Genomic DNA, 18,963 nt, shown 5'->3' with positions numbered 1-18,963 from the left:
CGGGGTTACTCGTCCCAGTCTTCCATGCCGCGGGGAAACTCGTGGCATGTGAGCGCGTGTAAATCGTGGGTCGCGCGCGTGAGAGCAACGAAGAGATCTCCGCTTCCCTGTTCCAAAATTTCCTGAGGCTCAACGACCACGACGGAGTCGAACTCCAAACCTTTGGCACCAGCTGCAGTCAGGTAGCTCACTCGTTGATCAAGTGCCGCGGCTCCCGATTCATCCGCATGCCACTGGCGAGCTTGGGAATCGGGTACGATGACGCACACGCGGCCATTGCCCTCGCCTTGCTCAAGATTCAAGCGTTCTTCCATTGCGCTTACCGCACCTTGTACGCGAATCCGTAAATCGGCCTCGTCGCGAGCGCGGGAGGCACGGTAACAATGAGGAACATCGCGGACAGCCTCCATGGGATAGAGCACGGGGGAGCCATGCAATGCCATAACAGACTGCGCGATACGAGTGAGCGTTCGAGGAGTTCGATAGGAGATTGAAAGAACAAACTCCTCGCTGAACGCGCGAGCGGCAGGTCCAAGTGCTTGCTTCCATGAAATCGGACGACGGTGCCCACGTTTTTGATCAAGGTCGCCAACAACTGTCATCGAACGAGTTGGACAGCGTCGAAGAAGACACCGCCACGCCATGGGGGAGAGGTCCTGGGCCTCGTCGATGACGATGTGCCCATAGGTCCACGCGCGGTCGGCGCGCGCCCGCTCAGCCAAAGGAACAACTGCGCGAACCTCTTGGGTCTGACGCATAAGCATCTCGGCAGTCACGATGCCGCCACCTAGACCCGTTGCCTGCAAAGCATCGTTTGCGCGTTCGCGTTCTTCCTTTTCACGTTGTTTCTCGGCCCGCGCGCTCTGAGCTGAGGCCACATCAAGAGTGCCCAGAAGTTCTTCGAGCTCGTCAATGAGAGGAATATCAGCAGTGGTAAAGGGGGCGTCGGCACTGCGCTTCAAAGCCGTGAGTTCTTCAACAGACAGGGGAGAGCCAGCGTGGCGATTGGCAGCGGCTAAGAGAGTGGGACGAGACCAGAGTTTGCGCAGGAATGCTGGAGCTTGGGTTGGCATCCAGGCAAGGTTGATGGCGCGCCTGGCATCGATTGAATCGCGAATCTCGGCCATCCATGAATTGAGATCGTCAGGATCAATATCGGCTGCGCTGTGAGCGTCCCCCGCTTCGATAATGAGCCTATTCGCCAAGAGTTCCATGAGTCCCAATGCGAAAGACTCACGAACAACATTGTGGGGGCGTCCGCTGCGGCGTGCGCGCGAAATTGCAGAGCGCACCTCTTCAGCGCTCAAGGTAACGCGTCGGTTCCAGACCTGAAGGACCTGATCGCTGTCGGGATTGCGGGGGATGAGGCGCACGGCCTCGCGAAGGATACGGGCAAAGGCGGCACGCCCCTTGATTTCGGCGCATTCGGGCGATTCCTCGCCACGGCTCGACACTCCCGGGACGAGGTCGCCGATGGTCATCTGGACGACTCCGGACTCTCCAAGGGAGGGGAGAACCTGCTCGATATAACGCAAGAAGGTCCGTGACGGGCCAATGATCAGTACTCCCGAACGCTCAAGGCGTTCGCGCTGGGTGTAGAGCAAGTAGGCTGCGCGGTGAAGAGCAACGGCAGTTTTTCCGGTTCCCGGTCCGCCCTGGACGACAAGGATCCCACGGTCACTTGCTCGAATGACTCGGTCCTGCTCGCCTTGAATCGTTGCGACGATATCGCCCATTCTTCCGCTTCGTGCCGAGGAAAGAGCAGACATCAATGCTCCTTCGCCCTGCAGAGTTAAGCCATGCGTGTGGGCCTGCTCGGCGTCCAAGAGCTCGTCTTCCACGGAGGTGACGGTGCGTGCGCGGGTCGCGATGTGTCGCCTGCGAACAACGCCTTGGGGGTCTTGGGCTGTTGCTTGGTAGAAAGGCGCAGAGATCGGTGCCCTCCAGTCGACAAGGAGGGGAATAGAGTGCTCATCAAGCAAAGAAACACGGCCGATATAGTGCCGAGATTGGTCACTCATGTCGAGGCGCCCAAAAACCAGACGTTCTTCGACGTTATCGAGGCGTGTCGACAGCTCTGCAAAGTGCGAGGCCAAGGCATCGCGCTCGGTCCATCCCTGCGCATTTCCCACACCGTGATTCGCATCGATTTTTTGGCGCTGCTCGCGGTATTGCGCTCGCAGTTCATCAAGGCGCGAATAAGCGCGATCAACGAAGCTTTGTTCTTCGCTCAAGTGATCTGCGGTGCGAGCTGAGTCAGACATCGGGACCTCTCGGTAGAAAAAGTCTGGCGTTCTATTTTGCCGTATCTGGACCCCAAATTCCTGTGATATGCCCTTGGCGCAATTGTGGGATTAACCGCGCTGGAAGGATGTAAACAATGTAGTTTTACTATGAGTAGTGCCCACTGGGGGCGAGTTTGACACCGAAGGAGGGGAACATGACCGAAACCCAGACTCATGGGGATAATCACCAGGCTCCCCACACTCGCGCGCGAATTCTGGTGACGTATTTCGACGGCGCGATGGATGCGGGCGCTTCCGGCCGAATGGCTGTTGAACAGATGCTTCGCTCCCTTCCCGCAACGCATGTTGCAGACTTTGATGCTGAAGACTTCATTAACTACCGTTCGCATCGCCCGGTCATCACAGTGAAGAGCTGGGTGACGGAAGAGGTAGAAACTCCGAAGATCTCTCTTGACCTTTTGCGTGATGACCGCGGAGAGTCTTTCCTGCTCCTCCATGGTCCTGAACCCGATTACCGCTGGGAGACTTTTGCATCCCGCGTTCGAGAAATCATTACCGAGGCCGGGGTTGAGGTGGTTTTCGGGATGACCGGGATCCCTTCCGGTGTTCCTCACACGAGGCCGACTCCCGTCCACGTCCATACGACCGATCCTTCGCTTGTTCCCGCGCAGCCGCATATGTCGGCGCGAATCCAATACCCCGGGTCGATGGTGTCTTTCCTTCAGTGGCACCTGAAGAAAGCCGGGATCGATGGAATGACTCTTCTTGCGATCGTTCCCTATTACATGTCGGAATCGGCCTATCCCGCGGCTTCTTCTGCTCTGCTTCGTAAGCTCTCCGAGTTTTCAGGTCTCTCGCTTCCCGTGGGGGATCTTGAACAGGGAGCAGCGGAGGACTTTGACGCTTTTGCTGCCCTTGTGGATGCTAATCCCGAGGTTCAGCACACAGTCCGTGCCCTTGAGGAACACTACGATTCCTTCTCCGGCGACGGCTTAGGGATTCCTCTTAATGCGGTGCCCTCAGCATTTACCGTTGGTTTAGGGGCTGAAAAAGAAACTGAGATAACGGGGATCTCCGATGCCATCGAGGCCTATCTTGCCTCAGTGACCGAAGGGGCGACGGGAAACACTGAGCCCTCTGAATCCGACGAGAAAGTTATTGAAGAAAAGCCCTCTGTTGACGATCTTCTTGCCGAGGCCCTCAAACGCGTTGCCGAGCGCAAAGAAGGCTCCGACTCGGCCGTGGGTGCACACGTGCCTCGCCACCGCGGCAGTGCTTCCGCTGCGGAGGACAGTCCCGAACGCGCCGAAGGGCCTGCGCCAGAGAGCCAAGAGGGCTCTGCCGAATAAACCCGAAACTAGGTGCCTGCCAACTCGCGGGGCGCCGGGGAATCTCTGTGAAGGCTAGGCCTCGTCGGATCCCCAGCCGATTTCCGCGTCGCTCATGGCCCGCGTCCCAGCCTGCCACTTCGATAGGTCTTTGCCGCGCAGAGGGCGAGCGGGAAGAGGAAGCTTGCGAAGAAGACGGTCGAGCTCGGCCTCGTTAACGGATTGCGGCGAATACTGAGCGAGGAAGACGATATTTCCTCGTCGTGCTCCGCGCCCGACTTTGGGGTCGCACAGGGCTTGGACATCTGCGAAGCTCTCCCGCATACCTGCCAGGTCAATGCGTGCGTTGTCGCTACCTCCGTGCGCGCTGTTGGCCAGCAGAAGACCACCTTCGCGAAGAACGCGATGACACTGCGCAGTGAACTCAAGGGTTCGCAGCTGAGAGGGGACAGATTCCCCGGCGAATGCGTCGCGGACAATGACATCAAAGGAAGAGCCTCGAAGAGAATCAATGACCGCGCGCGCCTCGCCGATTCGTATTTTGAGGATAGGAGAGCGTGGAAGATCGAAGGTCTCGCGCGCAAAGCTTGCGATCTTTGGAGAAATCTCAACAACCGTATGACGCGATGAGGGAAAGAGTAGCGACCATGCCCAGGGGAGCGCGCAGGCCGCGCCTCCCAAATGAAGAACGCGTAGCGGTGCGGACGAAGGAAATGTTGCTTGGAGCGCACAAGTTGCGTGCTGCATGTACTCAAAATCGAGATAAGTGGGGTCCGACGTGTCGATGCAGGATGATTCGGCGCCATCGACAAGAAGTGTTGCGCGCGGGCCGTCCCACCGTACCTCAAGTGATGGGGAGTCTAGAGTACTCATAGAACAACTCTAAGCGGGAAGGAGGATCCGATGTCGAACGCTCCGCGCGATAAGCGTCGCAAACGCTTTTGGGGAGACGATGATTCTCAAACGAATATCTTGCACATTGACATGGATTCTTTCTTCGCGCAGGTTGAGATTCGTCAGGACCCATCGCTTGTCGGTAAGGCCGTCATCGTGGGGGGAAGTGGGAATCGAGGGGTTGTCACTTCTGCGACCTACGAGGCCAGGGGCTTGGGTGTGCGCGCCGGCATGCCTATTGCTCGTGCACGTGCACTGTGTCCGACAGCAGTATTCATTCCTGGGCACTTCGAGCTCTACCGCATGTATTCGCGCAAAGTCATGGAGATCATCGGGCGTTTTAGCCCGCTTGTTGAGCAAGTGAGCGTCGACGAGGCTTTTGTTGACGTCAAGGGGTCAAGGCTTCGTTTCGGAACCCCCACTCAGATCGCGCGAGATATCCGTACCCAGATTCGAGGGGACCTCGGCCTGCCGGCGTCGGTGGGGATCGCCTCGACGAAGTCTGTGGCAAAAATCGCCTCCTCGAATGCGAAGCCTGACGGGCTTTTGTTGATCCCCGCCGAGGCCACCATTGAATTCCTTCACGGACTTCCAGTTGGCGCCTTGTGGGGAGTGGGAGCCAAGAGCGGGCAGATCCTTGAACGTGAGGGGATTCAAACCATTGGGCAGCTTGCTGAGCATCCTGTGCAGCGCTTGGCTCGTCTCCTTGGGGCCGCGGCTGCGCACCAGCTTCATGATCTTGCGTGGGGAATTGATCCGAGGCCAGTTTGCGTCTCGCGTGAAGAAAAGTCAGTTGGTATGGAGAGAACCTTCGAGCTTGATATTCGTGATCGAGGCGTTCTTGAGCAATTTATTACCAAGGCTGCACATGAATGTGCCCGCCGATTGCGCGAAGGCGGGTGGGTATGTCGTCAAGTTGCGATCAAAATGCGCGGTGCGGACTTTTCAACGATCACTCGTCAGCAGCGCCTGGCTGCTCCTACTGACTTGGGAAGAGAAATTTCGAGGATTGCGCGCGAATTATTTGCTCGTGAGACTCTTCCGAGCGGGGGAGTGCGACTTTTTGGGGTGCGAGCAGAAGGACTCATTGCTCGAGAAGAAGGTTTTGAAGTCACGCTTGATCAGGACGAACGCCCTGAAGCTGCTGAGCGCGCCATGGATCAAATTCGTGGGAAGTATGGGGCAGGGGCAATCTCGATTGCATCTTTGCTTGACGAAAACAAGTAGAATGACCCCATGGCACTTTCTGATTACGAGAAGCAAGTTCTTGAGGAGATGGAAGCACAGTTCGACCATCAGCCTTCCTCCTTCCGTGATCACGTGCGCGAAGACGCTCATTCGCCGCGTTCTTCTTCGAAACTTTCCCCCAAGCGGGTTGCTGTTGGCTCCTTGATGATTGTCGCGGGTTTGCTGATTTTGGTTGCCGCTGTCTCTCTGGGGTACTCGGTGCTCTCTTTGATCGTTGGGGTCGCGGGTTTTCTTTTCATGCTTGGTGGTGCTTGGTATGCCTTGCAGGCTCCGCGGGTTTTGCGCCCTGGAGCGAAGAGGTCTTCTTTTATGCAGCGTCAAGAGGAACGTTGGGATCGCCGTTCCGCAGATGAATAACTGATTTTTTTCGGGTGGATGTCTGGTGAGTGTGCTCGCCAGGCATCCATTTTTTGTTATCGGGTTACGGTCACGCGGTAGGCCGCAGCGTTTCCCCACTTTCCTCCACCTCTAGTTGCTTGAGCATATTTGTGCTGGTCAGAAGCGATTCCTGGGTTTTTTGACGAGAAACGCTGAAAATTTCCCCCACTTTCCTCCACTCCTATTTTTCATTGATATTCCGCCGATTTGTCTAGTTAATCTGTTGGTTCAGTGTGGGAAAAGGTCCCAAAATGGCAAAACGTGGAGTAAAGTGGGGGAAGATGTCACGGAGGGGAAGGCGGTGAATGATGTTCCTTGGCACTTACGAGCCCAAGCTCGACGACAAGGGACGCGTGATTCTGCCTGCCCGATTCCGGGAGGACATGGAAGGTGGCATTGTTCTGACTCGAGGTCAAGAACACTGCATCTACGCCTTTCCCGCCCAAGAGTTTGAGCAGATGACGGTGGAACTTCGACGAGCGCCACTGTCATCCAAACAAGCGCGCGACTATGTTCGCGTGCTGCTCTCGGGGGCGTACAAGGAGGTTCCGGATAAGCAAGGAAGAATCACTCTTCCCCCGGATCTTCGTAAATACGCCGGTCTTGACCGCGAACTCACCGTCATTGGTGCCGGGTCGCGCGCAGAGATCTGGAATTCACAGGCGTGGAACGACTACCTGTCCGTCCAGGAAGACGTGTTCTCACAAACTGAAAACGAAATTATCCCAGGAATGTTCTAGCCCGTCATTCCAGGTCTCCTCCCGATGTTCTGACGTCACTTCCCCGATGGCAGAGCACGGTGGGGGACCTGGAACGACGGGTACCCATCACACAGAAGGAGGGCAGAAGTGTCTGCTGACCGCGATGCCTCGCGCTTGCACGTTCCTGTCCTCCTCAACGAGTGCTTGGACATGCTTGCTCCCGCTATTGAAACTCCCGGAGCGGTCCTCATTGACGCGACCTTGGGGATGGGTGGCCACACCGAAGCAGCGCTCAAGCGTTTCCCTCAACTGACCGTCTTCGGCATCGATCGTGACCCCGCAGCAATTGAGCTTGCATCAGCAAGGCTTGCGCCCTTCGGCTCCAGGTTCCGAGCATTCCATACGACTTACGACAACATGGCTGAAGTTGCCGATGAAGCGCCGGGAGCAATGGTTGATGGCATTCTCATGGACCTCGGCGTTTCTTCTCTTCAGCTCGACGAAGAAGAACGTGGCTTCTCGTATTCGCACGACGCACCTCTCGACATGCGAATGAATCCCACCGTCGGAGTGAGCGCTGCCCAGCTCTTGGCCTCGGCCTCGAAAGACGAAATTACGCGGATCCTGCGGGTTTACGGGGAAGAGAAGTTCGCCTCGAAGATCGCTGCGCGCATCGTTCGTGACCGGGAAACTCAGCCGCTCACGCGAACCTCACAATTGGCGCAGATCGTTCGAGACTCGATCCCGGCGGCCGCGCGACGCACCGGAGGAAACCCCGCGAAGAGGACCTTCCAGGCCTTGCGAATTGCGGTCAACGATGAGCTCACGATTCTCGAGGCCGCACTTCCCGCAGCTCTCGAACGACTTCGTGTGGGCGGAAGAATCGTCATCGAGTCCTATCAATCTTTGGAAGATCGCTTGGTCAAGGACATCTTTCGACGTGGGGCAACAGACCAAGCCCCCGCGGGGATTCCCCTCATCCCCGAAGAACTTCAAGCTCGCTTGCAACTCCTTACTCGAGGAGCGCAGTTGGCTGACGACACAGAAAAATCCCATAATCCGCGTTCCGCATCCGTGCGGATGCGCGGCGCACAGATGATACGTCCCTGGAAGGAAAGACCATGAGCGGAGCCACCGCGCGCGCACGCGCGACCTCTCGTCCGGCCTACGTAGGTGAGGAAATTCGACCACTTTTGACGGTGGTCAACTCCACGCGTCCTCGTCGCTCGGTCATTCCCATGACGATCATCGCGCTGGTCATGATCGCAATCGCTATTGTGGTTCCCATGGTGATTAACACCCACATGGCGCAGACCTCGTACGAGATTCGCGAGTACCAGATTCAGCTCAATGAGCTTGAAGCACAGTCATGGACTCTGCAGACTCAACTTCAAGAAAAGGCTTCTCCCGTTGAACTGGAGAAGGCTGCGAAGGCACAGGGAATGGTACACGCCGGCAAGCTCGGCACTATTCGTCTATCCGATGGCACAGTTGAGGGCGGTGTCGCCGCGCGATGAGGTTGTGGCAGCGCACACGCAAAGCGAGTGATACCACTGCGAATCGCGCCCGTGGAATCGGGAGGATGTTCACCGTCCTCTTTGCGTTATGCGTTCTTCAGCTATTGGTTATCCAAATTTTCCAAAGCGCGACTCTTTCATCGGAAGGCGAAAGAGTTCGCACAGCTGTCAGTGAAATCGGTGCAAAACGCGGCAACATCCTCGATGTGAATGGCGTTGTCTTAGCAGATTCAGTTCAGGCCTATCACATTGCCGTCAACCAGCGAGCAATCACGACCTACGAACACAAAGACGACGACGGTAAAGTAGTCGGTCGAGGCCCAGCAGAAGCAGCCAAGCAGCTCGCCCCGCTCTTAGGGATGAGTCGCGCCGAATTGGGCGGCATGATGCTGGGGGATTCCACGTATGTCTACCTCAAGAAAAATGTCGATGCGGTGACATACCGTGAGATCCGCAAGCTCGATATCACTGGAATTGAATGGGAGTCGGTCTTCGACCGCGTCTACCCGAACGGTAATACCGCTGCTCCGATCGTTGGCGCGGTCAATGCTCAAAGCGATGGCGTTTCAGGGCTTGAAGCGTACTTCAACAATTTCCTCCAAGGAACAGCAGGGGAAGAAGCTTACGAGATCTCGCCCAACGGTGCGATTATGCCCGGTGGGAAGCGCACGACCAAAGAGCCTCAAGATGGCGGTTCAGTACGGACAACCCTCCACGCTGACCTTCAACACCTCGTTCAAGACCGTCTTGACGAACGCGTGCGTAAGCACAATGCAGACTGGGGAGTCGTCGTCATTTCTGATGTGTCGACGGGACGTATTCTTGTTCTTGCCGATTCGGGGTCCACGACGCCGGATGCCGCAAAACCTCAATCTGTCATGGGGGTGCAGGCTCCCTACGAACCGGGTTCGGTGGGCAAGCTGCTAACTGTGGCCTCGGCCCTGGAAAAGGGAACGACTACGCCAACGAGTCAATACAGCGTCCCGTATAGCATTAACCCTCCCGATGCCGGCGGTCCGATCAAGGATTACCACGAGCACGGAACTGAGACTTTGACGTCGACCGGTATCCTTGCGGAATCCTCGAACGTTGGAACGATTGAGATTGGCGAGCAGGTGGGCGATCGTGATCGCTACGACTTCATGACGAAGATGGGTCTTAACCAGCCCACTGGAATCGAGCTGGCGGGCGAGTCTCAGGGCATCATGCGAGATTTCGACAATATTCAAGGCCGAGATCGCTACACGATGATGTTCGGGCAGTCCTACGCTGTTACCGCGGTCCAACAGAATCAACTCATTCAGGCAATCGGAAACCGTGGTGTGATGATTGCGCCTCGAATTATCGACTCGACGGTCGATTCGCAGGGGCGTGCCGAGAAAGCTACGGCTCCTCAGCCGAAGCAAGTCATGTCGGCGGATCGCTCAAAAGAACTCATCACCATGATGGAGTCTGTTGTCACTGATGAATTGGGTACTGGCCAGCTAGCAAAGGTCGAGGGCTACCGCATTGCTGTGAAGACGGGTACGGCAGACATCAAAGTCAATGGAGCTGACGCGGTCGTATCAAACACTGCCGGTTTGATTCCCGCGGAATCTCCGCGTTTGGCAATTTCGGTTGTTTTGTACAACCCGCGTGTGGGCGGTTTGTCTTCGGATTCTGCGGCTCCTTTGTGGGGAGAAGTAGCAACTGAGGCAGTGCGAAACCTGGGAATTCCTGCATCTACAGAAACCGCCCAGCTGTATCCCACGAGGCCCTAGTACGCTAGTGTGCAGTAAATGGGTGAAACCCTAAGGAGAAGCATGCATAGGTCCAGCAAGTGGATCGCTCAAGCATTGGGCGCACAGCTCCACGGCACTGATGTTGACGTGACCGCGACAGTTGAAACGGATTCTCGAGAAATTACCCCGGGTTCTCTTTTTGTCGCTCGTCGCGGTGAGACAAGCGATGGGCACCAGTATCTTGAAGCGGCGGCTTCGCGTGGTGCAGTGGCAGCAATCGTTGAACATGTCTGTGATTCGCCGCTTCCCCAAATCGTTGTTTCAGACTCAACCTTCGCCTTGGGAGAGCTTGCTCGCGCCTATCTCAGCGAGTTGCGCCAGTCCCAGCCGCTGGACGTGATCGCAGTGACGGGTTCGGCTGGTAAAACCACGACAAAGGATCTTCTCGCCGCGATCATGAGCGAGGATGCGCCAACCGTTGCTCCGCAATTGTCTTTCAATAACGAGGTGGGGCTTCCCCTGACAGTTTTGCGTGCCGATGAATCGACGCGTCACCTGGTCCTCGAAATGGGCGCGTCGGGGCCCGGTCACATTGATTACCTCACGCGTATCGCGCCCCCTGACGCCGCGATTGAACTCATGGTGGGACACGCGCACTTGGGTGGCTTCGGCTCTGTTGAGGGCGTTCGCGATGCAAAGGCAGAATTGATTCGAGGCCTCGTTCCTTCGGGGGTGAGCATTCTCAATCGCGATGACCCGCATGTGATGGAGATGGCTCCACAGGCTCCGGGACGTATCGTCACTTTCTCTGCTGCCGGAAATGCGGAGGCTGACCTCTGGGCTGAAGACCTTCACCTTGATGAGCAGGGGAGGGCTGTCTTTAATCTTCATCTCGACGGCTTGACTTTCCCGATGCATCTTGGCTTGGTCGGTATCCATCACGTCTCAAATGCTTGCGCGGCAATCGCAGGCGCGTGGGTTTTGGGTATCGCGCCGGAAAAGGCTTGCGCGGCTGTTAATGGCCAAGGGGCGTCGAGTCCTCATCGCATGAGCATTCACGAACTCGAGCTTGACGGTCGCCACATCACTCTCATCGACGATTCCTACAACGCGAACTTGGATTCCTTCCGAGCAGGATGCCGTGCTGCTGCGGATCTGGCAGTAAGGCGCCCCCTGGTCATTGTCGCCGGTGGAATTCTTGAACTTGGCGAGGCCTCGGAAGAAACGCATCGCGAAGTCGCGCGGTTCTTTGAAGATGCGGGTGCGCGCTGCGTGCTTGCTCTCGGCGATGAATCTCAGTTCTACTTCAGTGAGCGAGGCGAGGACGACACACATCGTCGCTTCCGGAATGTTGACGAGGTAATCGACGCTCTGCGCGGCATACTGGAAGATAATGCCGTCGTATTCATTAAGGGATCCAACGGCTCCGGTGCATGGAAAGTTGCCGATCGCCTAGTGGAGGAGGGCACTTTATGATTGGGCTCATTATTGCCTTTGCGGTTGCTTTAGTCCTTTCGATTTCCCTCACCCCGGTTCTGATCCATTACCTGATCCGGCACCAATACGGGCAGTTTATTCGCCAAGACGGGCCGACCGCGCACATGACAAAGCGCGGGACACCCACAATGGGTGGCCTGGTTATTATCCTGGCGACGGTCATCGCCTGGCTGGCTGGAAACCTGATTAATGGCCATTCGCCTTCTTGGTCAGGCTGGCTTCTTGTTTTCCTCTTTGTTGGTATCGGATTCATCGGTCTTCTTGATGACGCCCTCAAGATCATGCACCAGCGCTCTCTGGGGTTGCATGCATGGGCAAAGATCGTTGGTCAGGTTGCTATTGCCTCACTCTTCACGTGGGGAATCTTGGTCAGGCCGAATGTTCATGGTCGTACTCCTGGAATCTTCGATATCTCAATGACGCGCCCCCTGGGATTGACCTTCACGCAATGGGGAATTCTCGCTGCCGTGGTTCTCATTGTCATTTGGGTGAATTTCATCGTCGCCGCATGGTCGAACGCAGTGAACCTGACAGACGGCTTGGATGGCCTTGCTGCTGGTGCGGGTATCTTTGTTTTCGTCTCCTACACCTTTATCTCTTATTTCCAGCTGCTCCAATCTTGTTGGGGCGATACGGTCAATATTTCCGCTTGCTACACCACACGTGATCCTCTTTCGATCGCAATCTTCTGCTCATCTTTGGTTGGTGCTCTTGCCGGGTTCCTGTGGTGGAATGCGTCTCCTGCTCAAATCTTCATGGGAGATACCGGCTCGCAAGCAATTGGTGCGGCGCTCGCCGGAGTGTCGATTCTGACCGACACAGAGTTCCTTGCCGTACTGATCGGCGGTCTCTACGTTCTGACAACGCTCTCCGACGTTATCCAGATCAGCGTCTTCAAGATGACCCACAAACGAGTCTTCCGTATGGCTCCTTTGCATCATCACTTTGAGCTCAAGGGCTGGAAAGAAATCACGATCGTTATTCGTTTCTGGCTCATTGCCGCGCTCTTCGCGGTGATGGGTGCCGGTTTGTTCTATGCAGAATGGGTGTCTCGACTGTGAATTGGCAGGGCCGTTTCGCAATCCTTGGGTGGGGAGTATCAGGAAAGGCATCTGCTCGCGCGCTGCTTGCGCGTGGCGCGCAGCTGCGTGCGTTTGACGGGCGTAGCCCCGATACCTCTTCTCAGGGTGAAGCGCAGACTCCCGCTCAGCCAGACGAGCTGACTGGCGTTGAGGTCGTCTACAAGGCGGATGCTCAGGCCCTCTCACGCGAGGCAATTGCATGGAACCCTGATTGCATCGTTGTTTCTCCTGGAATTCCCGCACACCACCCGATTTTTTCTGCTTCTCAAGATGCAGGAATCCCTGTCATCGGTGAGGTTGAACTTGCGTGGCGTCTACAAGAAGATTCTTCTCATGCGGGACGGCCCTGGCTGTGCGTGACGGGGACGAACGGCAAGACCACGACCGTTGGCATGCTGGGTTCTATTTTGCGTGCCTCCGGAGCTCGAGTCGCTGAAGTTGGCAACATTGGTTTGCCGATTTGCGAGGCCGTTGATACCGACGCGGAGGTTTTCGCCGTCGAGCTTTCCTCCTTCCAGTTGCACACGGTTTCTACGGTTTCTCCTTTGGCTTCGGTGTGCCTCAATGTTGACGCTGATCACCTTGATTGGCACGGTAGTGCGGAAGCCTATGCGGCGGACAAAGCAAAGGTCTACCACGCAACGCAAGTAGCTTGCTTCTATCCCTCTTCTGATATCGAGATCGAGCACATGGTCGCCGAGGCAGACGTCATTGAAGGTGCTCGCGCTATCGGTCTGACCCTTGGGATTCCGTCGATTTCTCAAGTGGGATGGGTTGAAGATGCGCTGGTGGAACGAGCTTTCGTGGAAAGGCGCCATATGCAGGCGCAATTCCTCGCCGAAGTTGATGACCTGCGTATTGCATACCACGATGGGGTAACAGATGCCGCGCGCATGGATGCCACTGCCGCCGCTGGCCTCGCTCGCGCTTATGGAGTGAATCCGGAAGCAGTTGCTCAGGGGCTTCGTGACTTCCATCCTGCTGATCACCGACGTGCGGTGATCTCTCACGCCGCGGACGTTACGTGGATTGATGATTCCAAGGCAACAAATGCTCATGCCGCTGCGGCTTCTCTGCGTGGAATTACTCCAGGAACAGCTATCTGGATTGCCGGGGGAGATACAAAGGGCCAAGAATTTGGCGACCTTGTCGCAAAAATTGCTCCTCAACTGCGCGGAGTCGTTGTCATTGGGGAAGACCGCAGTGCGATCCTTCGTGCGCTCGCGCAATATGCGCCGACAGTTCCCTTCGTTGAAGTTGATGGACACGAAGACTGGATGTTCTCCGTTGTGAATGAGGCCGTTGCCCTCTCGCGCCCCGGAGATACTGTTGTGCTTGCACCGGCCTGTGCGTCGTGGGATCAATTCCGCTCTTACGCCCAGCGCGGGGAGGTTTTCCGCGAGGCGGTCGCGCGCCTTGAAGCTAATTGGGCTGCCCAATGACCTCTCTTCTTGAGCGTCTCCATATTCCTCGCTTCGAATTTGCACGGCGAAATGAGGAAGATAAGGTCTACTCGCCTGTAGCGACCTACTATCTCATTGCTCTACCTGCACTGATTTTGACGCTATTCGGCTTGGTCATGGGCTTTTCTGCATCAGCAGTTACGACGATCTCCCAAGGTGGTAGCCCATACAGTACCTTCGCTCGTCAGCTCGCAATTACCGGAATCTCATTCTTAGTCGCAGCGATCATCATTCAACGTATTCCCTCATCGCTGTGGTACCGAGCGGCACCTCTGGTTTTCCTGATCGCACTCGGTTTTCAAGGCCTCGTCTTGACTCCTTTGGCTGCTTCTCAAGGCGGCAATACCAACTGGGTGTCTCTCCCAGGGCTGGGAACCTTCCAGCCATCTGAGTTCCTCAAGCTTGCTCTGATCATCGCCCTTGGAAGGGTGCTGACTCGAGAAGGCGCAAGGCGCCAAGACTGGAAGCAAATGGCGGTCACGGTGGGCGGCACTGCATTTCTCGCTCTTGTTGACGTCATGCTGGGCAAGGACATGGGAACCGCAATGGTCATGGCAGCGGGAGCTGCCGGAGCAGTGTGGGTTGCAGGATTGCCCAAGCGGTGGTTCCTCACCATCGCAGCAGCTGTGATTCCTTTGGGAGTATTCCTTGTCTTCCAAAACCCAACGCGTTTGAAGCGTATTGCTGCGGTCATGCCGTGGAATCGTCCCGCACGGAACCTGTCTGCTCCCGAACAGATTGACCACGCGCTGTGGGCATTGGGATCAGGCGGCCTGACCGGTCTTGGGCCGGGGGCATCGCGCGAGAAATGGAATTATCTCCAGGCCGCGCACACAGACTTTATCTTGGCGATTATCGGCGAAGAGTTTGGCCTTTTGGGGTCCCTCACCGTTATTACGTGCCTGTGCCTCATGATTTGGGGAATGCTGCGGCTCATTCGCACCACGAATTCATTCTTTGCCGCCATCATCACCGGTGGCGTTGCAACGTGGATTGGGATCCAGGCCTTCATTAATATCGCTTCCGTGACAGGGATGGGTCCCGTTATTGGTGTTCCTCTTCCCCTTGTTTCATATGGCGGATCCTCATATCTCTTTACGGTCTCTGCGATTGCCGTCGTTGCTGCCTGCGCACGCGAGAATGCAGGGATGACAATGGGCCTGAAATTCTCGAGTTTGCGTGACCCCCGCGTCTCATCGCGGCGTCGTCATCCCGGAAAGAAACGTCAACGCTCCACGGAAGGAACACGATGAGTGAGAAGATCGTTCTTGCTGGCGGAGGAACAGCGGGGCATGTGAACCCCCTGCTCGCAACGGCCCTTGAACTGCGTTCACGCGGGTACGAGGTCGTCGCGCTTGGAACGAAACAGGGCTTGGAAACGACCCTTGTTCCGGCAGCGGGGATCGAACTTGTGACAATTGAACGCGTTCCGCTTCCCCGGAAGCCTTCCCTGCAGTTCTTCTCATTGCCGCGTCGCATGAAGCAAGCCATTGCTCAGTGTCGCTCGGTCCTCCAGGGAGCGCAGGCACTTGTTGGTTTTGGCGGATATGTGTCCACGCCTGCTTATCTTGCCGCCCGTAAAATGGGCATTCCGATCATCATCCACGAGCAAAATGCGCGGCCGGGTTTGGCTAATCGCGTGGGTGCTCGCTGGGCCTCGGCTTTGGGCCTGACTTTCCCCTCGACACCGCTGATTGCCAAGCAAGGAATTACGGAAGTGACGGGCTTGCCGCTTCGCCCTGCCATCCAGGAGCTGGCCGCTACTCGCTCCAGTGAGGAAGGACGCCTCGCTGCACGCGAGCAGGCGGCCTCGAGGTTGGGAATTGATCCGAAGATGGAGACTCTCCTCATCACCGGAGGATCTCTTGGCGCTCTCAACGTTAATCGTGCGATGATTGCCGCTGCCGCGCAGCTTCCGCCAAACGTGCAAGTGCTTCACTTGACTGGGAAGGGCAAGGATCAGGAAGTTTCTCAGGCGGTGTCTGCAGCTGGCGTTGCACAACGCTGGCACGTGATTGATTACCTCTCAACAATGGAAGACGCGCTAGCTGTCGCTGACCTTGTTGTCTGCCGTTCAGGAGCAGGCACTGTCGCCGAGATGACCGCACTGGGATTGCCGTGCGTATATGTTCCGCTTCCTATCGGTAATGGAGAGCAGAAGCTTAATGCCGCTGACCACGTTGCTCACGGTGGTGCTCTTCTCGTTGCGGACTCGGATCTGAATTCCCACTACGTTTGTGAGAAGATCTTCCCCCTGCTCGGAAGCGCAGAATTGCAGCAGATGGCGCAGGCATCGCGAGCTCTGGCTCAACCCGATGGCGCGCTTAAACTTGCCGACCTGATCGAATCGACTCTTCATGGGAAGAAGGCTGAAAAGTGAGTACCTCACATCGCTTCCACCTGATCGGTATCGGCGGCGCTGGAATGTCAGTGGTCGCAGAGCTTTTGAAAGATCGAGGCCTTGAAGTCTCGGGATCCGATCAAAAGGATTCACCGGTCTTGGACCACCTACGCAGCGTGGGTGTGAAGGTTTTCGTCGGCCACGATGCTTCGCATGTTCCCGCAGATAGCGTTGTTGTCGTTTCGACCGCTGTCCGAGAGACAAATCCAGAACTTGCTTATGCCCGCAAAGAAGGGCTGAGGGTTATCCATCGATCTCAAGCTCTTGCTCTGGCCGCTAGCGGAATGCGTTTCGTTGCGGTTGCAGGCGCTCATGGAAAAACGACGACCTCGGGAATGCTCTCAATGGCCCTGCGTCAGGCGGGCGCAGATCCTTCGATTGCGGTTGGGTCTGTCATCCCTGAACTTGGTTCGGGAGCTCACTTGGGCAGTGGAGATATTTTCGTTGCCGAGGCCGATGAATCCGACGGCTCTTTCCTGAACTACACGCCGTGGATCGAAATCGTTACCAATGTCGAGCCCGATCACTTGGACCGCTATGGAAGTCGCGAGGCCTTTGAACAAGTTTTCGTTGACTTCGTTGGGTGTCTTCGTGAGGGCGGAACACTTGTGTGCTGCGGTGAGGACGCGGGGAGCGCTCGCCTTGCTCGTTACGCGAAAGGACGCGGTATTGATACCGTGACCTACGGGCGTGAAGGACAGGAAAGCCCTGAACTTGGTGCGCCCTGCGATGTCGTCATCAAAGACGCGACAACCGATGGACACATCGCATCGGCTCAAGTTTTGTGGAACGCAGAAACGGTCGAGATTAATCTGCGCGTCCCGGGCCTGCACAACATTGTGAATGCGGTGGCCGCGTGGATTGCTGGCGTTCGTTTGGGTATCGAGGGGCATCTCATGGCTTCCTCGCTCACTGCTTTCAGCGGGACTTCTCGTCGTTTTGAATTCAAGGGGGAAAACGGCGGACGTCGGCTTTACGATGACTATGCGCATCATCCCACTGAGGTCGCAGCAGCCATTACCCAAGCCCGCAGTGCAGCCGGGAATGGGGAAGTAAGCGTTGTCTTCCAGCCTCACTTGTATTCGCGAACCCAATCTTTCGCGGGGCGTTTTGCTGATGCGCTTTCGCATGCTGATCACGTCTATGTCTGTGATATCTACGGAGCACGTGAAGACCCCGTTCCGGGCGTTGACTCGACTCTCATCACTTCGCACCTGCCGAAGGCACGCTACGTCCCTGACATGCATGAGGCCGCTCGTCTGGCTGCTCGAGAGGTTACTGAAGGGGGAATTCTCCTGACCATGGGTGCCGGATCGATTACCCAATGCGATCAGGATGTACTCGATGAGTGGGAACACGACGGCGCTGGGAGCGCTCAGTGAAACAACCCCCTCGTCCTCGTCGCAGCCGCGCCTTTCCTCCTCAAGAACCGGCGAGCGCTCCTGAATCCGCTCCCGAAGACGATCGCCGAGGCGCAGCTGAGGTGGTCGAGGCCCCGCAGGCCTCGATGCGGGGTGAAGAAAGCGGAAGTGAGCGTGAGGCTCATTTTTCAACGGGTGCACGTGCTTCGCGGATTCGTCGGGGGAGCGAAGCGCGTGATGAGCGCACGGCGAGACGTGAACGCAATCGTGAGTTGCGTCGTTCGCGACGCGAAGCAGCAGCTCGTCCAACCAGTGGTGACCTTCTTCGCCGTCCTATCGGTCAGTCGGATGCTGCGACAGTTTTAGGCTCGAGTGATGAGAGCGCGACTGCAGACTTGGGCGAGCGCCGAAAAGAGCGTCAGTTAGCGCAGCGTCGATTAGTGCTCACTCGGATCGCGACGGTATCTGCTGTATGCGTAGTGGTTGCTGCGCTTGTGTGGGGGATCTTTTTCTCTCCGCTTTTCGCGCTGGACACGTCCAAGGTTTCGATTGAGGGCTTGGGCGAAGATGGTGCAACAACCTCTGAGGTGCAAGCCGCGATTCAGCCTTTTGCTTCTACTCCGCTCCCACGTCTATCGACCTCAAAAGTGAGTGCTGCTATTGGCCAGGTGCGTTTGGTTCGTGAGGCTCAGGTTGAGCGCACGTGGCCACGAGGCCTAAAGATCACGGTGCGCCCGCGTCAGGCGGTTCTTGCGGTAAAGGAGGGGGCTGCTTGGTCCTTGGTGGACGATCAAGGCGTGAGTTTGTCCTCCTCTCCTTCCATGCCCGAAGGAATGGCGCCGACAACTCTGCCTGATGGAGACGAGCGTTCGCGTGCTGCCGGTGAGGTTGCTGCAATTTGGGCGGCAATGGGAGACGAATTGCGTTCTCAAATCACGATGATCACTCATGACGGTCAGACCGTATCGATGACATTGTCGAACTCGCGGACTTTAAATTGGGGAGTCGCTAGCGAGAATGATCTGAAAGCAAAAGTGGCTCAGGTTTTGGTTTCGCAGCGTCAGGCGCGCACCTACGACGTGTCTTCTCCCGTGCATCCTGTCACTTCTTAAGTTCGAGAAGCGAC

The 18,963-nt window shown here is 56.6% G+C and carries 16 protein-coding genes; 14 read left to right on the top strand and 2 right to left on the bottom strand.

The genetic code is table 11. From position 1 onward, the window contains the following. Nucleotides 1–5: 5 nt before the first annotated feature. Entirely contained in the window at nt 6–2,264 is a 2,259-nt protein-coding gene (locus tag HMPREF1627_RS05040) for a HelD family protein (RefSeq protein ID WP_034501626.1), read from the bottom strand. Nucleotides 2,265–2,440: 176 nt separating this feature from the next. On the opposite strand from HMPREF1627_RS05040, the gene HMPREF1627_RS05035 reads away from it, so the two are divergent. Then, complete coding sequence (locus HMPREF1627_RS05035; RefSeq protein WP_052040848.1) at nt 2,441–3,595, top strand: PAC2 family protein; 1,155 nt, start codon at nt 2,441–2,443, stop codon at nt 3,593–3,595. Nucleotides 3,596–3,649: 54 nt separating this feature from the next. Here HMPREF1627_RS05035 and HMPREF1627_RS05030 read toward each other — a convergent pair whose 3' ends face one another. Then, a complete protein-coding gene (locus HMPREF1627_RS05030; protein WP_034501625.1) occupies nt 3,650–4,447 on the bottom strand; it encodes a spermidine synthase in 798 nt (265 codons plus the stop codon). Between the two features lie 30 nt (nt 4,448–4,477). Here HMPREF1627_RS05030 and dinB point away from each other — a divergent pair, with 30 nt between their 5' ends. The 13 genes from dinB to HMPREF1627_RS04965 all read left to right on the top strand — a co-directional run bounded on the left by dinB (nt 4,478) and on the right by HMPREF1627_RS04965 (nt 18,949). Then, a complete protein-coding gene (dinB, locus tag HMPREF1627_RS05025) occupies nt 4,478–5,695 on the top strand; it encodes a DNA polymerase IV (protein ID WP_034501624.1) in 1,218 nt (405 codons plus the stop codon). Between the two features lie 9 nt (nt 5,696–5,704). Beyond that, complete coding sequence (locus HMPREF1627_RS05020) at nt 5,705–6,073, top strand: DUF3040 domain-containing protein (protein WP_034501623.1); 369 nt, start codon at nt 5,705–5,707, stop codon at nt 6,071–6,073. Nucleotides 6,074–6,402: 329 nt separating this feature from the next. Continuing rightward, entirely contained in the window at nt 6,403–6,834 is a 432-nt protein-coding gene (mraZ, locus tag HMPREF1627_RS05015; protein ID WP_034501622.1) for a division/cell wall cluster transcriptional repressor MraZ, read from the top strand. Nucleotides 6,835–6,942: 108 nt separating this feature from the next. Next, nucleotides 6,943–7,920, top strand: a complete 978-nt coding sequence (gene rsmH / locus HMPREF1627_RS05010) for a 16S rRNA (cytosine(1402)-N(4))-methyltransferase RsmH (protein ID WP_034501621.1) — start codon at nt 6,943–6,945, stop codon at nt 7,918–7,920. Continuing rightward, complete coding sequence (locus HMPREF1627_RS05005; protein ID WP_034501620.1) at nt 7,917–8,312, top strand: hypothetical protein; 396 nt, start codon at nt 7,917–7,919, stop codon at nt 8,310–8,312. The genes rsmH and HMPREF1627_RS05005 overlap by 4 nt, the downstream gene beginning before the upstream one ends. Before the next feature lie 65 nt (nt 8,313–8,377). Beyond that, complete coding sequence (locus tag HMPREF1627_RS05000; protein ID WP_052040847.1) at nt 8,378–10,072, top strand: peptidoglycan D,D-transpeptidase FtsI family protein; 1,695 nt, start codon at nt 8,378–8,380, stop codon at nt 10,070–10,072. A gap of 42 nt (nt 10,073–10,114) precedes the next feature. After that, nucleotides 10,115–11,509 (top strand): UDP-N-acetylmuramoyl-tripeptide--D-alanyl-D-alanine ligase, encoded by a 1,395-nt coding sequence (locus tag HMPREF1627_RS04995; RefSeq protein ID WP_034501619.1) that lies wholly within the window; start codon nt 10,115–10,117, stop codon nt 11,507–11,509. Then, nucleotides 11,506–12,591 carry a phospho-N-acetylmuramoyl-pentapeptide-transferase gene (gene mraY / locus HMPREF1627_RS04990; RefSeq protein WP_034501618.1) on the top strand — a complete coding sequence of 362 codons (1,086 nt, stop codon included), beginning with the start codon at nt 11,506–11,508 and terminating at the stop codon, nt 12,589–12,591. The genes HMPREF1627_RS04995 and mraY overlap by 4 nt, the downstream gene beginning before the upstream one ends. Then, complete coding sequence (gene murD, locus HMPREF1627_RS04985; protein ID WP_034501617.1) at nt 12,573–14,054, top strand: UDP-N-acetylmuramoyl-L-alanine--D-glutamate ligase; 1,482 nt, start codon at nt 12,573–12,575, stop codon at nt 14,052–14,054. The genes mraY and murD overlap by 19 nt, the downstream gene beginning before the upstream one ends. Further along, a complete protein-coding gene (locus HMPREF1627_RS04980; RefSeq protein WP_034501616.1) occupies nt 14,051–15,328 on the top strand; it encodes an FtsW/RodA/SpoVE family cell cycle protein in 1,278 nt (425 codons plus the stop codon). Before murD ends, HMPREF1627_RS04980 begins: the two co-directional genes overlap by 4 nt. After that, nucleotides 15,325–16,455 carry an undecaprenyldiphospho-muramoylpentapeptide beta-N-acetylglucosaminyltransferase gene (gene murG / locus HMPREF1627_RS04975; protein ID WP_034501615.1) on the top strand — a complete coding sequence of 377 codons (1,131 nt, stop codon included), beginning with the start codon at nt 15,325–15,327 and terminating at the stop codon, nt 16,453–16,455. Before HMPREF1627_RS04980 ends, murG begins: the two co-directional genes overlap by 4 nt. Next, nucleotides 16,452–17,858 carry a UDP-N-acetylmuramate--L-alanine ligase gene (gene murC, locus HMPREF1627_RS04970; protein WP_034501614.1) on the top strand — a complete coding sequence of 469 codons (1,407 nt, stop codon included), beginning with the start codon at nt 16,452–16,454 and terminating at the stop codon, nt 17,856–17,858. The genes murG and murC overlap by 4 nt, the downstream gene beginning before the upstream one ends. Next, the gene (locus HMPREF1627_RS04965) at nt 17,855–18,949 is read left to right on the top strand and encodes a cell division protein FtsQ/DivIB (protein ID WP_034501613.1); all 1,095 of its coding nucleotides are present in this window, start codon (nt 17,855–17,857) and stop codon (nt 18,947–18,949) included. Before murC ends, HMPREF1627_RS04965 begins: the two co-directional genes overlap by 4 nt. Nucleotides 18,950–18,963: the final 14 nt, after the last annotated feature.

The sequence above is a fragment of the Actinomyces sp. S6-Spd3 genome (assembly GCF_000758755.1).
Taxonomy (GTDB): Bacteria; Actinomycetota; Actinomycetes; order Actinomycetales; family Actinomycetaceae; genus Pauljensenia.
This window is presented reverse-complemented; position numbering and strand designations above follow the sequence as displayed.

Excerpts from the sequence above, each read along its gene's own strand:
- HMPREF1627_RS05040 (WP_034501626.1), bottom strand. The coding sequence starts at position 2,264 with ATGTCTGACTCAGCTCGCACCGCAGATCACTTGAGCGAAGAACAAAGC.
- HMPREF1627_RS05035 (WP_052040848.1), top strand. The coding sequence starts at position 2,441 with ATGACCGAAACCCAGACTCATGGGGATAATCACCAGGCTCCCCACACT.
- HMPREF1627_RS05030 (WP_034501625.1), bottom strand. The coding sequence starts at position 4,447 with ATGAGTACTCTAGACTCCCCATCACTTGAGGTACGGTGGGACGGCCCG.
- dinB (WP_034501624.1), top strand. The coding sequence starts at position 4,478 with ATGTCGAACGCTCCGCGCGATAAGCGTCGCAAACGCTTTTGGGGAGAC.
- HMPREF1627_RS05020 (WP_034501623.1), top strand. The coding sequence starts at position 5,705 with ATGGCACTTTCTGATTACGAGAAGCAAGTTCTTGAGGAGATGGAAGCA.
- mraZ (WP_034501622.1), top strand. The coding sequence starts at position 6,403 with ATGTTCCTTGGCACTTACGAGCCCAAGCTCGACGACAAGGGACGCGTG.
- HMPREF1627_RS05005 (WP_034501620.1), top strand. The coding sequence starts at position 7,917 with ATGAGCGGAGCCACCGCGCGCGCACGCGCGACCTCTCGTCCGGCCTAC.
- HMPREF1627_RS05000 (WP_052040847.1), top strand. The coding sequence starts at position 8,378 with ATGTTCACCGTCCTCTTTGCGTTATGCGTTCTTCAGCTATTGGTTATC.
- HMPREF1627_RS04995 (WP_034501619.1), top strand. The coding sequence starts at position 10,115 with ATGCATAGGTCCAGCAAGTGGATCGCTCAAGCATTGGGCGCACAGCTC.
- mraY (WP_034501618.1), top strand. The coding sequence starts at position 11,506 with ATGATTGGGCTCATTATTGCCTTTGCGGTTGCTTTAGTCCTTTCGATT.
- murD (WP_034501617.1), top strand. The coding sequence starts at position 12,573 with ATGGGTGTCTCGACTGTGAATTGGCAGGGCCGTTTCGCAATCCTTGGG.
- HMPREF1627_RS04980 (WP_034501616.1), top strand. The coding sequence starts at position 14,051 with ATGACCTCTCTTCTTGAGCGTCTCCATATTCCTCGCTTCGAATTTGCA.
- murG (WP_034501615.1), top strand. The coding sequence starts at position 15,325 with ATGAGTGAGAAGATCGTTCTTGCTGGCGGAGGAACAGCGGGGCATGTG.